This window comes from Streptococcus mitis, from assembly GCF_946188695.1.
Classification (GTDB): Bacteria; Bacillota; Bacilli; order Lactobacillales; family Streptococcaceae; genus Streptococcus; species Streptococcus mitis_DF.
Genome location: NZ_CAMHWI010000027.1, coordinates 1 through 15,469, shown reverse-complemented (window position 1 = coordinate 15,469; position 15,469 = coordinate 1). Strand labels below are relative to the sequence as shown.

Here is a 15,469-nt window from a genome sequence, read left to right as displayed (position 1 = left end):
CCGGTTAATGTAACACCAGTTAAAGGTATCGAAACCCCAGTTACGAATACACCATTAACTCCAGAGGATTACACCAAAGGAATTAAAGTCCCAGAAGGCGGTAAAGTTACGAATGTTGAGAACATTCCAGACTTAACAACGCCAGGTAAGAAAGCCCCAGTTAAAGTAACGGTAGAATTACCAAATGGCAAAACAATTACCGTTGATGTTCCGGTTAATGTAACACCAGTTAAAGGTATCGAAACCCCAGTTACGAATACACCATTAACTCCAGAGGATATTGAAAAACATGTGAAAGTTCCTGAAGGTGGAAAAATTATTGGAGTAGGTGAAATTCCAAAAGTAAATACTCCAGGAGATAAAGGTACTGTCAAAGTTAAAATTGAACTTCCTAATGGTAAACAAATAGAAGTAGAGGTGCCTGTAAACGTAACTCCAATTAAAGATATCGTGAAAAAACTTGGGGATCCAATTACAAATGAGGATGTTGAAAAACATATTCAAATACCAGAAGGTGGAAAAATCATTAGTATCGGGGATAAACCATCTACAGATGTACCGGGAGAAAGACCAAGTGTTCCAGTAGTAATCGAATTACCTGGAGGTAAACGAGTAACCGTTAAAGTCCCTGTTATTGTTACCCCAAAAACAACTCCTGTAGTGGTTGAGGTAGGAACACCGATTACAGAAGATATGGTGAAGCAACATGTTGATTTACCAGAAGGATGGAAAATTACTAAAGTTGGAGAAATTCCAAAAACGAATACACCAGGTGATAAACCATCTGTAACGGTTGAGATTGAATTACCGGATGGACGTAAAGTGACAGTAGAAGTTCCTGTCAAAGTAACTTCTAAATCTAATCATGGTAATAGTTACGGTAATAATGGTAGTTCAACAACTCATATCGTAACACGTTACCAAGATGGTGATGGTAAAGAAATTTCTCCAAACGAAAATGGTAGCCATGGACCTAAGACTTTAGAAGGCTATGAATATATTGGCACTAAGACAGATAAAAATGGCAATGTGATTCATACCTATAAGAAAGTAACTATCCCGACTCGTTCTGAGCAACCAAGCTCTCCAGAGACTCCTACAAGTCCAGAAAAACCAGTAGCTACTCCAGTTCAGACAAGTTCTACTGATTCTAAACCAGTAGCCGTTGAAACAACCGTAGCCAATGACAAGAAGGAATTACCAAATACTGGTACAGAAGATAAGTCTGGTCTAGCTAGTCTTGGACTTCTTGGAATGTTGGGTGCATTCGGACTCGTAGCTCGTAAGAAAAAAGAAGATTAAAGATTTGTCGATTATTTATCTTGTGTAATATTAAATCCAGACCTATATAAAAACTTTACGAAATAGTATTTGGATAATAATATAAAGATTGTTGATGCTGAAAAAATATCAGGATCACAGGAACGTATAGTATCAGTAACTTAAAAAAGTCTGATACTATGCGTTTTTTTATGGAAAGATTTATTAGTACTTACTTTTTATAAAGTTTTTAACTAATATAAATGTTTTACTTATTTATTGTAGATATGTTTTGTAATGATTGTGATACTTCTTTCAAGGAATATTTGGTAGGATTGGAGTGAAAAAAGATTAACTAGGAAAGAAGGAAGTATATGGAAGCCATTTATCAACGTGATTCGGATCAAGATGGACTGACTGATGCTCAAGAATTGGCGCTAGGAACCAATTCTCTAAGCGCAGATTCTGATGGCGATGGTCGTTCAGATTTAGTGGAAGTAGAAGAAGGAACCAATCCCTTAGAAAAGGATTTACAAGACATAGACCAAACAAGTATAACTGAACCGTCTTCAGTATTTATGGAAATGAAACAAAAGATTTCAGATATGATGGAGAGTCACTACAAGGAATTTATACAGGCTCTTATTAGTATTGAAACAGGGATTGAAAACCAACAAGACCTTGAAGACTTATATACTTACTACATGAGAACAGATGCCGCTTCTCTTTTGTCTAGTGATTTAGAAACCAGTCCTCAAGAGGTTGAAATGGAGATAGAGTTGTAGGGGAATCATGTGATTCTCCTATTTTCGTATAGATGAAAGGAGCAAGTATGGAAGTAATGCAATTATTGGCTATGTTTCGTGGAACAATTCCAAAAGATAGGGAGAAAATGACCCTATTTCTTCGTTATCAAGCGCAACATTTTGATGAGAAATGGCAAGACTTGGTAGAAAGTTTTTTGGCTGAAGAGGGCAAGATAGAAGAGATACCTCATGTGTATTCGTTTCATCAAGATATTATTTCTTTCCTAGAGGCTAGTTCTGAAAATCATGACCAAGATTTAGAAAGTTACACAAGAAATATTGGACAAGCAGGCCTAAGTAAATTATCTCAATTAAGTAATTTTGAGAAAAACTTGGTGCTAGAAGTCGCAACCTATAACCTTTCCACTCGATTTTATATCCAATCTGAAAAAGAGAAGCTAACACCATTAAGTGAGCTTGTATGTCATCAGAAACAGGATGTCAATTTAGTCAATGTCTATCGGGTTGCGAATAATCTATCTGACCGCATTAGTAGAGATATAGAGGAGTTTCTTCTAATGGTTGATTCCAAAGAACTAAAAAAAGAGGTTCTTGAGATTCATTTTGAAGAAAAAGAAGGAGATGTTCTAGCCTATTTGGGTTCAGAATTGATGGCTACTTTAGATACCGTTACGGATTTTGTCCATCATGAAGAAAACTATAAACAACTACCACTGACACAAAAGCTGAAGATTATTACTCATTTTGATGAAGTAAAGGCTATAAGAGAAAAGTCTAAGCAAGTAGAGGAAGCAGTCTTACCTTTAGATAATATTGACCAGGTAGAAGAAAATGTGGAAGTTCATTCCCTATCTGAAGTAGATAAAATTGTAGAAGAAGCTTTGAGAGAATATCCAATCAATTCACAAGTAAGTTATAAAGGACAAGTATTTCAGTTGGTTTCGATTGAAAATGCACAGTTAAATGACTTAGTTCGCCTAGAGCTATTCAATGATTCCGACCAGTTATTTGAAGAGAATCCTATCTTATACTTGAACAGTTTGGAAGAGATTGAACAAGTATTGTCTCTGGTAGAACTTGAAAAAGAAGATTCAGTGATTGAGATTGAATCACCAAGTGAAAGCCAGGAAATAGATTTGTTTTCCTATCTGGAAGAGGATAATGAAAAGGAAAATGAAAAGGAAAAGGAAAAGGAAAAGGATAAGGAAACAAAACCTTTAATTTCAGGTATAGAAGAGACGGATGTCCCCGTTCAAGATTTTGTTTTTCCAGATGATTTAGAGGACTTTTATCCTAAGACAAATCGAGAAAAAATTGAAACGAATATCGCCGCAATTGATCTTGTTAAAAGATTAGAAAAAGAGAGACGACAAGCAAATCCAGAAGAACAAGAACTACTAGCCAAGTATGTCGGATGGGGTGGCCTTGCCAATGAATTTTTTGATGAACTCAATCCAAAGTATGAAACAGAACGTTTAACTCTCAAGAGCTTAGTAAGCAAATCAGAATACTCGACCATGAAACAAAGTTCTCTCACAGCCTATTATACAGACCCAATGATTATTCGCCAGATTTGGCAAAAATTACTGGCTGATGGTTTTGAAGGAGGAAGGATTTTAGATCCTTCTATGGGGACTGGGAACTTCTTTGCGGCGATGCCTAGAAGTATACGAGAGAGGTCAGAACTCTATGGAGTTGAATTAGACAGCGTGACAGGCGCAATCGCAAAACAACTCCACCCCAATACCCATATTGAAGTGCGAGGATTTGAAGAAGTTCCCTATCAAAATAATAGTTTTGATTTAGTCTTAACGAATGTTCCATTTGGAAATTTTCGCATTGCAGATAAAAACTATGATAAACCTTATATGATTCATGATTACTTTGTCAAACACTCACTTGATTTAGTAAGAGATGGAGGACAAGTTTCGATTATCTCTTCTATTGGCACAATGGATAAACGGACAGATAATGTCTTACAAGAGATTAAATCCAACACTCATTTTTTAGGGGGAGTTCGGTTGCCGGATACGGCTTTTAAAAAGATTGCAGGTACTCGAGTGACTACAGATCTCCTCTTCTTTCAAAAGGATCAAGCAAAGAATCTTAATGAAGAGGAACTTGTTTTTAGTGGTTCTATTCCCTTTGAGGAGGATAAGCGTGTCTGGATCAATCCTTATTTTGATGGGAAATACAATACACAAGTTTTGGGTGAATATGAGGTTCGTAATTTTAATGGAGGAACCCTCAATGTTAAGGGGGAATCAGAAACATTCACTACTGACATTATGGAAGCATTAGAGAATGTGGAGGCACCTAAACCAATTGACAATTCTTTGAAAGAACCTGTTTTTATCCAAGAAAAAGTGGATCATTCTATCCCAAGTCGTATTCGTGAGAACTTAGCGCTCTATTCTTTTGGATATGAGGGAAATCAAATTTATTACCGAGATACGCATGGCATTCGGAAAAGTTCAAAAGTAGACGAAATTAGTTATTATGTAGATGAGAAGGGAGAGTTTAAAGCCTGGGACAGTTCTTTGTCTGAACATAAAATAGACCGATTCGTGCAACTTCATTTGACAGATGAGGAAGCACTAGATGTTTACAAGTCAGAAGAAGCGAGTAAAAGAGGGAAATATAAGGGACTGTTCAAAAAAACTGTCTTTTATGAAAGTCCCTTATCGGATAAGGATATTAGTCGCATTAAGGGCATGGTTGATTTGAGAGAGACCTATCAAGCCTTAATTGAAATTCAACGTCATCAAGACTATAGTCGGACAGATTTTCAGGTGTTACTTAGTAAACTCAATCATGACTATGACCGCTTTGTAAGTCAATTTGGATACTTGAATGCCTCAGTCAATCGGAACTTATTTGATAGTGACGATAAGTATTCTTTACTAGCAAGTTTAGAAGATGAATACATTGATTCTAAAGATCAGAAAGTAAAATATAAAAAATCTTTAGCCTTTGAGAAAGCATTGGTTAGGCCAGAGAGAGTGATTGCAAGAGTTTCAACAGCTCTAGATGCCTTAAACTCTAGTTTATCGGATGGTAGAGGGGTTGATTTAGACTATATGGTATCAATTTATCCTGAACACAGCCAAGCTGCTATTTTAGATGAGTTAGGTGACCATGTTTTAATGGATCCAGAAAGCTATTTAAGAGGGGAAAGAAAATACCTTTCTAAGAACCAGTTTTTATCAGGAGATATTCTCAACAAGATAGAAGTAGTTCAACTATTAGTAGAGGAAAACAACCAAGAATATGATTGGAACCATGCTTTAGATTTGTTAGAATCTGTTCGCCCTCCAAGGATTCATCTGGCAGATATTGAGTTTAAAATAGGGTCACGTTGGATTCCTCAATCCGTTTATGGTAAATTTGCCTTTGAATGTTTTACCAATCGTGAATTTGAATTGTCTTCGCCTGATGTTGAACAAGTCATTGAAGTGAATCCTGTCGATGGCCAGGTTCATTTAAGGACATCATTTGCTTATCGCTATCCAAGTGCCAAAGATAGTAGTCTTGGAGTTAGTGGGTCACGTTATGATACAGGAAGAAAGATTTTTGAGAATTTACTAAATTCAAACCAACCGACGATTACCATGACTGTTACGGAAGGAGAAAAGAAAAAGACCATCACAGATTTGGAAAAAACCTCTGTTCTAAGAGCAAAAGAGCAGCATTTACAAGAGCTCTTTCAAGAATTTGTCTCACGGTATCCAGAAGTCCAACAAGTCATTGAGGAAAGCTATAATCGTCTTTATAATCGGACGGTTAGTCGAGAGTATGACGGTAGCCATTTAGTTATTGATGGCTTGGCTCAAAACATTAGTCTTCGTCCTCACCAAGAGAATGCCATTCAAAGAATCGTAGAAGAAAAAAGAGCCTTATTAGCTCATGAGGTAGGTTCAGGAAAGACCTTGACAATGCTTGGTGCTGGGTTTAAATTAAAGGAGTTGGGGATGGTTCATAAGCCCTTGTATGTGGTGCCCTCTAGTTTGTCTGCTCAGTTTGGCCAAGAAATCATGAAATTTTTCCCGACTAAAAAAGTCTTTGTGACCACTAAGAAAGATTTTGTGAAGGCGAGAAGAAAACAATTTGTGTCCCGTATTATTACAGGAGATTACGATGCCATTGTCATTGGGGATTCTCAATTTGAAAAAATCCCTGTCAGTAAGGAAAGACAGATGAACTATATAGAGGATAAACTCAATGAACTACGAGAGATTAAAACACATTCTGAAAATAAGTATACCGTTAAAGAAGCAGAGCAATCAATTAGTGGTCTAGAGAAACAATTGGAAGAACTCCAACGCTTTAATCGTGATAGTTTTATTGATTTTGAGAACTTAGGAATTGATTTTCTCTTTGTGGATGAAGCACATCACTTTAAAAATATTCGTCCGATTACTGGACTTGGAAATGTAGCAGGGATTACCAATACAACGTCTAAGAAGAATGTGGATATGGAAATGAAGGTGCGACAGATTCAGGAAGAACATGATTTTAAAAACATTGTCTTTGCGACAGGAACTCCTGTTTCCAATTCTATTAGTGAGTTATATACTATGATGAACTATATTCAACCAGATATATTAAAACGCTATCAAGTTGATTATTTTGACTCTTGGGTAGGTGCTTTTGGAGAAATTCAAAACTCTATGGAATTAGCTCCTACAGGGGATAAGTACCAACCTAAGAAACGATTTAAAAAATTTGTCAATCTACCTGAGTTGATGAAAATCTACAAAGAAACAGCTGACATTCAAACACAAGATATGTTGGATTTACCTGTTCCAGAAGCTCATATTATCCCTATTGAGAGTGAGTTAACCGAAAACCAGAAACTCTATCTAGAAGAATTGGTTATGCGTTCAGATGCGGTCAAATGTGGAACGGTTGATCCGAGTCAGGATAACATGTTAAAGATAACGGGCGAGGCACGGAAACTAGCTATTGATATGCGTTTGTTGGACTCTAGCTATAGTCTAGCAGACAATCATAAACTGCTTCAGGTAGTGGATAATGTTGAGAGAATTTATCGTGAGGGAATGGGAAATAAGGCTACTCAGATGATTTTTTCAGATATTGGCACACCTAAGAAAAAGGATAATGGCTTTGATGTCTATTCTGAAATAAAGGCTCTATTAGTTGATAGAGGAATTCCTAGTAAGGAAATTGCCTTTGTACATGATGCCAATAGTGATGAAAAGAAGAATAGTTTGTCTCGAAAGGTCAATGCAGGAGAAGTACGGATTCTCCTTGCCTCAACTGAAAAAGGAGGAACAGGTTTAAATGTTCAGAGCAAGATGAAAGCAGTTCATCACCTGGATGTACCGTGGAGACCAAGTGACATTCAGCAACGCAATGGACGTATTATCCGACAGGGAAATGAAAACAAGGAAGTGGATATTTACCACTACATTACTAAAGGTTCGTTTGATAATTATCTATGGGCAACTCAGGAGAACAAACTCCGCTATATTAAGCAGATTATGACTTCTAAGGAGCCGATTCGTGCTGCAGAAGATATTGATGAACAGACTATGACAGCTTCTGATTTTAAGGCGCTAGCAACAGGTAATCCTTATCTTAAATACAAGATGGAACTAGAGAATGATCTAACTCTATTAGAAAATCAAAGACGCGCCTTTCAACGCAGCAAGGATCACTATCGTCACACAATCTCCTACTGTGAAGAAAATATGCCCATTCTTGAGAAACGATTAAGCAAGTATGAAGGCGATATTCAACAGTCTGAAATATCGAAAGACCAGGCATTTTCTATGACAGTAGGCAAGCAAGCTTTTGATCAACGAGCTGAAGCAGGGGAATCCCTACACCGTCTTATCCGTCATAATCAAGCTGACAGCAAAGAATTCCGAACCCTAGCAAGCTATCGAGGATTTGACATTAAAATGCTTAGTCTTCCAACCAATCAACCTCTTCCTGAAACCTTCTCTGTTAAGATTGTAGGAGAAAATCAATATTCTGTCAGTTTAGATTTGTATTCTCCTTTAGGGACAATTCAAAGGCTTCAGCATACGATTGATCACATCAAGGAGGACCAAGTGAAAACTCAGAACTTATTGGATGAATTAAAGGATAAATGGACTACTGCTAAAGTAGAAATTGAGAAAAATTTTCCAAAGGAAGAGGACTATCAAACAAAAAAGGCCGAATACGATGTACTCGCGCCATTGATTGAAACAGAAACGGATTTAGATATTATTGATCAGGCCTTAAGACAATTCCACGAAAAAGGAAAAGAAAAGCAAGAACAACTTTCTTTTGAATTAGATTAAAAAATAGATACAAATAGCGGACAAGAAAAGAAAAACGCGGTAAAATAAAGATAGAAAGAAACGAGGTAACGATTATGATGGAAGATACCTATTATCAATTAGAAGAGGCTTTGGTACAGGGATTTCAAACACCTGAAGAATACCATGTCTACAAGGAACTAAAGGAACATTATGAGGAAGTGACAGGGGATTATAGTTTTTCTAAACGAGAACTTACTAGTCAATTGGAAATCGCTCTTCAGAATCATCGAGGTGTGGACTTTGAAGAACATGAGAAAGAGGAGTATTTGGACTTAGTTCAAAAATTAGAAGAGTTTGATTCCTCTCTTGCCACCCATTATCGTCAATTGATTGACTAGAAAGGAGAAAGTCATGAATGATTTACTCCTTATACCAGTAATTTTTTTAGCGGTAGGAGGAATTCTCATTCTTTTATGGAGACTCTTTCTTATTGCCAGTGGACTTTTCCTTATTGGTTTTGTCAGTTTTCTTGTTTTCGTTGAGGGATATGGAATTTATTTGTTCTTTACTGAACCGACTTTATACTTTGATGATATCAGACAACATGGCTTAACTAGTTTTACGACTGTGTACCTTTTCATCAATCTGATGTTGGTTCTAGGATTCAGTTGGCGTTTCATAAACTCCAAAACTAAGGAAAGTATGTAAACTTGTTAGATGGTTAAAAAACTTTATCTGAATCTAAATTCGGATAAGGTTTTTTATTAGCCTTGATTCTTTCATATACTTCATAGCTAAATTGGAGCAGTAATTTATGAAAATCATTATCCTCACTGTTATTACTTGTATTTATGGCTTGTTTATGTCGTTCAATATGAGAAAGAGCTCTTCCCAAATTTTCTTCTTTTAAATGCTTCATAGTTACATTATAAGCTGAAGACAGATAGTTTTGATATATTTCTCTGAACTGTACGATTTTGCACCTGAAATGTAGGAATTACCTTTCGTTGTGATGTGATAAAACTTACAAGTTCTTTTTGTTATTCTTGACCTAGTTTTTATAGAAAGAAGGTCTAAGATGTTAAATAAAGTCAAAACTAAAGCCTTAATTAGTGTTGGAGCAGTAGCTGCAACTAGCTTTATTCTCATGATGGGATATACTGCTGGTCAACACTCGACTGCTAAACAAAGTCGTAAAGAGATTGAATTGGCTGCAGCTAAACTTGTGGAAGATAAACAAGCAGAAGATAAAGCCAGCATTTTGTCATCGGATACTGTAAAAGAATTTTTGACACAGTATTATACGAAAGAAAAACTAGGGGAAAATAATACACGCATTCAACCTTATATGACTGAATCGGCTTATTCTCAAGAATTGACAAGTCAAAACGATGCCATGAACCAAGTGTATAAGGACTATATTTTGGATTATCATTTTGAAAAAGCTGATATCTTTGTCAATCAGACTACGAATCAAGCCATTGCCATGGTCTCTTATAATGTAACCTATGTATCTGATTTAAAGAATGCCAACCAATCAAAGACCAATCAGACAGAAACAAGAACAGTTAAGTTATCCTATTCTAAACTACCTGGTAAGTTATTGGTCAATCAAGTACAGGTTTGGAAATCTGGGTTAGATGATTTAGATAAGGCAACTCCTAAAACTTTGGAAGAATCCTCATCTGTTCCATCACTGCCAAATACTACGACAAAATGATGATATTGCATGGAAATAGAAGAATGTAAGCAAATTTCAATTCTTGATGTAGCCAATCGTTTAGGTATCTCCTTTAAACAAGTTTCTAGCCGTGTCTATGAACATCCTGAACACGATTCATTTCGGATTTTTTCGAGTACCAATACTTTTAAATGGTTTTCAAGAGATATTCAAGGTGATGTCATTGATTTTGTTCGACTTGTTAAGGGAATTTCCTTTAGAGAAGCTTTAGTTTTTCTTTCTGAAGAACCTTTTCAAAAAGAAGCTGTTCAAGAAAATAGAGAGAGACCATTTTATTATCCTTTAAAGAGAATAGAAGATTCTAACTGTAGTCTGGCCATATATTACTTAACAGAATGTAGAGGAATTTCAGAAGAAATCATACAAAAGATGATTCAACAAGGTTTGATAGCACAAGCTAGTTGGAAAACAAATGAAACAGTTGAACCTGTTATCGTTTTTAAAAGCTTTAATCATCGTCACAAGCTGCAGGCAGCAAGCTTACAAGGGATATATAAGAATCATTCTCTTCCAAGAGAGAGGTTAAAAACGATTCTAAAAGGAAGCCATGGACATATTGGAATATCCTTTGACATTGGTAAACCAAATAGACTGGTCTTTTGTGAATCGTTCATCGACTTGATGAGCTATTACGAACTTCATCAACAAAGTCTATCAGATGTTCGCTTGGTATCTATGGAGGGATTAAAAAGGTCTGTTGTGGCTTATCAAACTTTACGACTGATAGCTGAAGAAAATCAGAAGTTGGAATTCTTAGATACAGTAACACATTCAAAGTTATTGCCTTTGATCAATACAATTCGTGATACCACTACCTATTTCAATAATCATCCTGATTTATTGACACTTGCGGTAGATTGTGATGATGCAGGTAAAGATTTTTCTGATAAGTTATCTCAATCAGGATTTCCTGTTTTACTGGATTTGCCTGATAATGAATCTGGGAAAGAAAAAATAGACTGGAATGATGTTCTTAGAGAAAAGAAATCAGATTTACAATGTATACTTGAGACTGCAAAAGAGAAATTGGGAAATCCACCAGTAAGACAACCCCCTCAATGTTTAGAATTGTGATAACAAAATCAAGATGTTTTAGCTAATATTAGAATGAAGGAGGATCGTATATGACCATTATTGAACGCTTAGAAGAAAAGGTCACTAGGCAAGAAAGCAAGGTAGCAAGAGAGACAGAAAAACTCGCTGCTTACAAAGAGCAACTGGAGACAGCGATGTTTGAGACGTTCAAAAGGCGTCAAAGCATTAGTCACATGAGTTTTGAAGAAGCTCTTGACCATGCCTTCGGTAGAGAAAGACAATTCGATGATTCTGAATTTAGAAAGGATGAAATGAGTGAATGACAAAAGATTGGAATTTTAATCAACCATTAGAAAGTAAATCAGAAAATCAAGAAGATCCAGATAAAATTGCGGCCTTATTTGGAAATCATCAAGGAGGTAATGATGTAAATTATGAAGCAGCTTTTCAAAAGCGCAAACAAGCACCTGTGACGGAATCAAATTCTAGTTCTAAACCCAAAGTTACAGAGGTTAGAACAGGAAAAGAGACAGATATCACTACAAGTTATCAGCAACATCTTAAAAGGCTGATTGCGGATAACAATAGTGATATTGAAAGTAGTCAAAAGAAAATTGAAGAGCTACATACTTTGATTGACACAAAGAATAAAGACAATAAGAAATTGCAGTCCATTTATGATGCGATTGCCGAATTACACTAAGCAGTCCTGATAAGCTGCTTTTTTTGAGAGGTTATAGATGTTTACAACACTTTTTAAGAAAAGCCAAGACAATGGTGATGTATTTAAAAAGCTAATTCATCGACTATCTGATATGTCTGCCCAAGATCTTGAAAAAATAGACCGATTGCTAGATATCATTTTCACTCCAGATCAAGAATCAGAACAACTAAAAACAGAATCAACTTACAGAGAAGAAACTTTGGACGACACATTAACGGAAGCTAAGAATCAACTTCATAAGGAACAATTGGAGAAGAATTTAGAGAGATTTAGGAAAAATAGCCAATAATGCACCAAAATTGGTGCGTTATACTTTTTTATGCTATAATTGAATTATAAAAATAAAGGAGTTTGCCATGATTGGAAAGAACATAAAATCCTTACGTAAAACACATGATTTAACACAACCCGAATTTGCACGGATTGTAGGTATTTCACGAAATAGTCTGAGTCGTTATGAAAATGGAACAAGTTCAGTCTCTACGGAATTAATTGACATCATTTGTCAGAAGTTTAATGTATCTTATGTCGATATTGTAGGAGAAGATAAAATGCTCAATCCTGTTGAAGATTATGAATTGACTTTAAAAATTGAAATTGTGAAAGAAAGAGGTGCTAATCTTTTATCTCGACTCTATCGTTATCAAGATAGTCAGGGAATTAGCATTGATAATGAATCTAATCCTTGGATTTTAATGAGTGATGATCTATCTGATTTGATTCATACGAATATCTATTTAGTAGAAACTTTTGATGAAATAGAGAGATATAGCGGCTATTTGGATGGAATTGAACGTATGTTAGAGATATCTGAAAAACGGATGGTAGCCTAATGGAAATCCAAGATTATACTGATAGGGAATTCAAACATGCTCTAGCACGGAATCTTCGTTCTCTGACAAGAGGAAAAAAGTCCAGTAAGCAACCTATAGCGATTTTGCTTGGAGGGCAAAGTGGTGCTGGTAAGACTACAATTCATCGTATTAAACAGAAAGAATTTCAAGGAAATATTGTTATCATAGATGGCGATAGTTTTCGCTCTCAACATCCACACTATTTAGAACTGCAGCAAGAATACGGCAAAGACAGTGTAGAATACACCAAAGATTTTGCAGGGAAAATGGTAGAGTCTTTAGTAACAGAATTGAGTAGTTTGGGATACAATCTTTTGATAGAGGGAACTTTACGAACAGTTGATGTTCCAAAGAAAACAGCACAACTCTTGAAAAGTAGGGGATATGAAGTACAATTAGCCTTGATTGCGACAAAGCCTAAGCTGTCCTATCTGAGCACTCTTATCCGATACGAAGAACTGTACGCTATTAATCCAAATCAAGCACGCGCAACTTCAAAAGAATATCATGATTTCATTGTAAATCATCTAGTTGATAATACACGGCAGTTGGAAGAACTAGCTATCTTTGAAAGAATTCAAATTTATCAACGAGATAGAAGTTGTGTATATGATTCAAAAGAAAATACAACTTCAGCAGCAGATGTTCTTCAAGAGTTACTATTTGGAGAATGGAATCAAGTGGAGAAAGAGATGCTTAAATCTGGAGAAGAAAGGTTAAAAGATTTAACTAATAGAAATGATTGTTAGATCACGAATTTTATAATATAGTCTATTTAGGATTGAAAAAAGTCTTTAAAATCAGAAAAACGCATAGTATCAGGTGTTGAAAAACTTGATATTATGCGTTTTCTGGTAGGAAGATTTACTCCATTTTCTTCTGAGATTAGTTTTTGCCTAGCTTTTTTATTTTCTACATTTTTTTCTTCCTAAGTATTTTTAAAATAATTATTAAATCTTCCAATTTATAAATAAATCTTCTAATGAATTACAGTATAGTTTTTCTATATTTATTTTATATATAAAACAAAGTATGAAAACGCAACGCAATTTTAAGACTTTTTGGTAAATTAAGAGTATAATCAAAGTGTAACGCCTTTTTTATAGATAATACACTAATATATAAAAGGCTTTCGCAAGATAAATATAAATTTTATTTCAAGGAGGAATAATGGAAAAGTATTTTGGTGAAAAACAGCAGCGTTTTTCATTTAGAAAATTATCAGTAGGACTTGTATCTGCAACGATTTCAAGTTTATTTTTTATGTCTGTATTAGGTAGTTCATCTGTGAATGCTCAAGAGACTAAAGGTGTTCACTATAAATATGTAACAGATTCAGAGCTATCATCAGATGAGCAGAATAAGCTTGTCTATGATATTCCGACATACGTGGATAATGATGATGAGACTTATTATCTTGTTTATAAATTAAATTCCCAAAATCAACTGGGGGAATTGCCAAATACTGGAAGCAAGAATGAGATGCAAGCCCTAGTTGCTGGTGCTAGCTTAGCAGCTCTGGGGAGTTTAGTTTTTGCTGTTTCCAAGAAAAAAGTTAAGAATAAAACGGTATTACATTTAGTATTGGTTGCAGGAATAGGAAACGGTGTTCTTGTATCGGCTCATGCTTTAGAAAATAATCTTTTGCTAAATTACAATACTGACTATGAATTGACTTCTGGAGAAAAATTACCTCTTCCTAAAGACATTTCAGGTTACACATATATTGGATATATCAAAGAGGGAAACATAACTTCTGAGTCTAAAGTAAATAATCAAGATAAATCAGTAGCCACTCCTACAAAACAACAAAAGGTTGATTATAGTGTTACACCTAATTTTGTAGAGAATCCATCAACAGTACAAGCTATTCAGGAACAAACACCTGTTTCTTCAACTAAGCCGACAGAAGTTCAAGTAGTTGAAAAACCTCTTTCTACAGAATTAACGAATCCAAGAAAAGAAGAGAAACAATCTTCAGATTCTCAAGCACAATTAGCCGAACATAAGAATCTAGAAACGAAGAAAGACGAGAAGGTTTCTCAAAAAGAAAAGACTGGGGTAAATACATTAAATCCACAGGATGAAGTTCTATCAGGTCAGTTGAATAAACCTGAACTCTTATATCGTGACGAAACTATAGAGACAAAAATAGATTTTCAAGAAGAAGTTCAGGAGAATCCTGATTTAGCTGAAGGAACTATAAGAGTAAAACAAGAAGGTAAATTAGGTAAGAAAGTTGAAATCGTCAGAATATTCTCTGTAAACAAGGAAGAAGTTTCGCGAGAAATTGTTTCAACTTCAACGGCTGCGCCTGTTTCAAGAATAGTAGAAAAAGGTACTAAAAAAGCTCAAGTTATAAAGGAACAACCTGAGACTGTCACAGAACATAAGGACCTACAAGCTGGATCTATTGTTAAACCCGCAGTCCAACCTGAGTTACCAGAGGCTGTAGTAAGTGATAAAGGAGAACCTGAAGTTCATGAAAAACCAGAATATACAGGTGTACAAGCCGGAGCTATTGTTGAACCAGAAAAAGTTGAACCGGAATATGCTGGAGTACAAGCTGGAGCAATAGTTGAACCGGAACAAGTAGAACCACTGCCAGAATATACAGGCGTGCAAGCCGGAGCTGTGGTTGAACCAGAAAAAGTAGAGTCACCCAAAGAGTACACAGGTGTGCAAGCTGGGGCAGTAGTCGAACCGGAGCAAGTAGCACCACTACCTGAATACACAGGAGTACAAGCTGGAGCAATAGTTGAACCGGAACAAGTAGAACCACTGCCAGAATATACAGGCGTGCAAGCCGGAGC

The 15,469-nt window shown here is 35.7% G+C and carries 14 protein-coding genes; 13 read left to right on the top strand and 1 reads right to left on the bottom strand.

Annotated elements, in window-relative coordinates; all coding sequences use genetic code 11:
- The 5 genes from N8L33_RS09490 to N8L33_RS09470 all read left to right on the top strand — a co-directional run.
- Positions 1 to 1,302, top strand: a 1,302-nt coding sequence (locus tag N8L33_RS09490; protein WP_261059707.1) for a Rib/alpha-like domain-containing protein, incomplete at its 5' end; no start/stop codon positions are given.
- Between the two features lie 332 nt (positions 1,303 to 1,634).
- Entirely contained in the window at positions 1,635 to 2,045 is a 411-nt protein-coding gene (locus N8L33_RS09485; RefSeq protein WP_153193377.1) for a thrombospondin type 3 repeat-containing protein, read from the top strand.
- A 47-nt stretch (positions 2,046 to 2,092) separates the two neighbouring features.
- Complete coding sequence (locus tag N8L33_RS09480; RefSeq protein WP_261059706.1) at positions 2,093 to 8,341, top strand: DEAD/DEAH box helicase family protein; 6,249 nt, start codon at positions 2,093 to 2,095, stop codon at positions 8,339 to 8,341.
- A gap of 74 nt (positions 8,342 to 8,415) precedes the next feature.
- Positions 8,416 to 8,700, top strand: coding sequence for a DUF5962 family protein (locus tag N8L33_RS09475; protein WP_261031091.1), 285 nt, complete (start codon positions 8,416 to 8,418; stop codon positions 8,698 to 8,700).
- Between the two features lie 13 nt (positions 8,701 to 8,713).
- Entirely contained in the window at positions 8,714 to 9,010 is a 297-nt protein-coding gene (locus tag N8L33_RS09470; protein WP_261031093.1) for a DUF5966 family protein, read from the top strand.
- A gap of 13 nt (positions 9,011 to 9,023) precedes the next feature.
- Here the strand turns inward: N8L33_RS09470 and N8L33_RS09465 are convergent, their stop codons facing one another.
- Complete coding sequence (locus tag N8L33_RS09465) at positions 9,024 to 9,221, bottom strand: hypothetical protein (RefSeq protein WP_261031095.1); 198 nt, start codon at positions 9,219 to 9,221, stop codon at positions 9,024 to 9,026.
- A gap of 159 nt (positions 9,222 to 9,380) precedes the next feature.
- Here N8L33_RS09465 and N8L33_RS09460 point away from each other — a divergent pair, with 159 nt between their 5' ends.
- From N8L33_RS09460 to N8L33_RS09425, 8 genes are all read left to right on the top strand, one after another.
- Positions 9,381 to 10,022: a hypothetical protein gene (locus N8L33_RS09460; protein ID WP_000933084.1), complete on the top strand. Its 642-nt coding sequence runs from the start codon at positions 9,381 to 9,383 to the stop codon at positions 10,020 to 10,022.
- Positions 10,023 to 10,031: 9 nt separating this feature from the next.
- The gene (locus tag N8L33_RS09455; protein WP_261031096.1) at positions 10,032 to 11,117 is read left to right on the top strand and encodes a toprim domain-containing protein; all 1,086 of its coding nucleotides are present in this window, start codon (positions 10,032 to 10,034) and stop codon (positions 11,115 to 11,117) included.
- Positions 11,118 to 11,167: 50 nt separating this feature from the next.
- Positions 11,168 to 11,401 carry a DUF5965 family protein gene (locus N8L33_RS09450; protein ID WP_261031097.1) on the top strand — a complete coding sequence of 78 codons (234 nt, stop codon included), beginning with the start codon at positions 11,168 to 11,170 and terminating at the stop codon, positions 11,399 to 11,401.
- Positions 11,398 to 11,781, top strand: coding sequence for a DUF5945 family protein (locus tag N8L33_RS09445; RefSeq protein ID WP_261031099.1), 384 nt, complete (start codon positions 11,398 to 11,400; stop codon positions 11,779 to 11,781). Before N8L33_RS09450 ends, N8L33_RS09445 begins: the two co-directional genes overlap by 4 nt.
- A gap of 37 nt (positions 11,782 to 11,818) precedes the next feature.
- Positions 11,819 to 12,091 (top strand): hypothetical protein, encoded by a 273-nt coding sequence (locus tag N8L33_RS09440; protein ID WP_261031101.1) that lies wholly within the window; start codon positions 11,819 to 11,821, stop codon positions 12,089 to 12,091.
- A gap of 67 nt (positions 12,092 to 12,158) precedes the next feature.
- Positions 12,159 to 12,635: a type II toxin-antitoxin system antitoxin PezA gene (gene pezA, locus N8L33_RS09435; RefSeq protein ID WP_261031103.1), complete on the top strand. Its 477-nt coding sequence runs from the start codon at positions 12,159 to 12,161 to the stop codon at positions 12,633 to 12,635.
- A complete protein-coding gene (gene pezT, locus N8L33_RS09430) occupies positions 12,635 to 13,405 on the top strand; it encodes a type II toxin-antitoxin system toxin PezT (protein WP_153193382.1) in 771 nt (256 codons plus the stop codon). Before pezA ends, pezT begins: the two co-directional genes overlap by 1 nt.
- Before the next feature lie 421 nt (positions 13,406 to 13,826).
- On the top strand, positions 13,827 to 15,469 hold a 1,643-nt coding region (locus tag N8L33_RS09425; protein ID WP_261059705.1), incomplete at its 3' end, for a G5 domain-containing protein.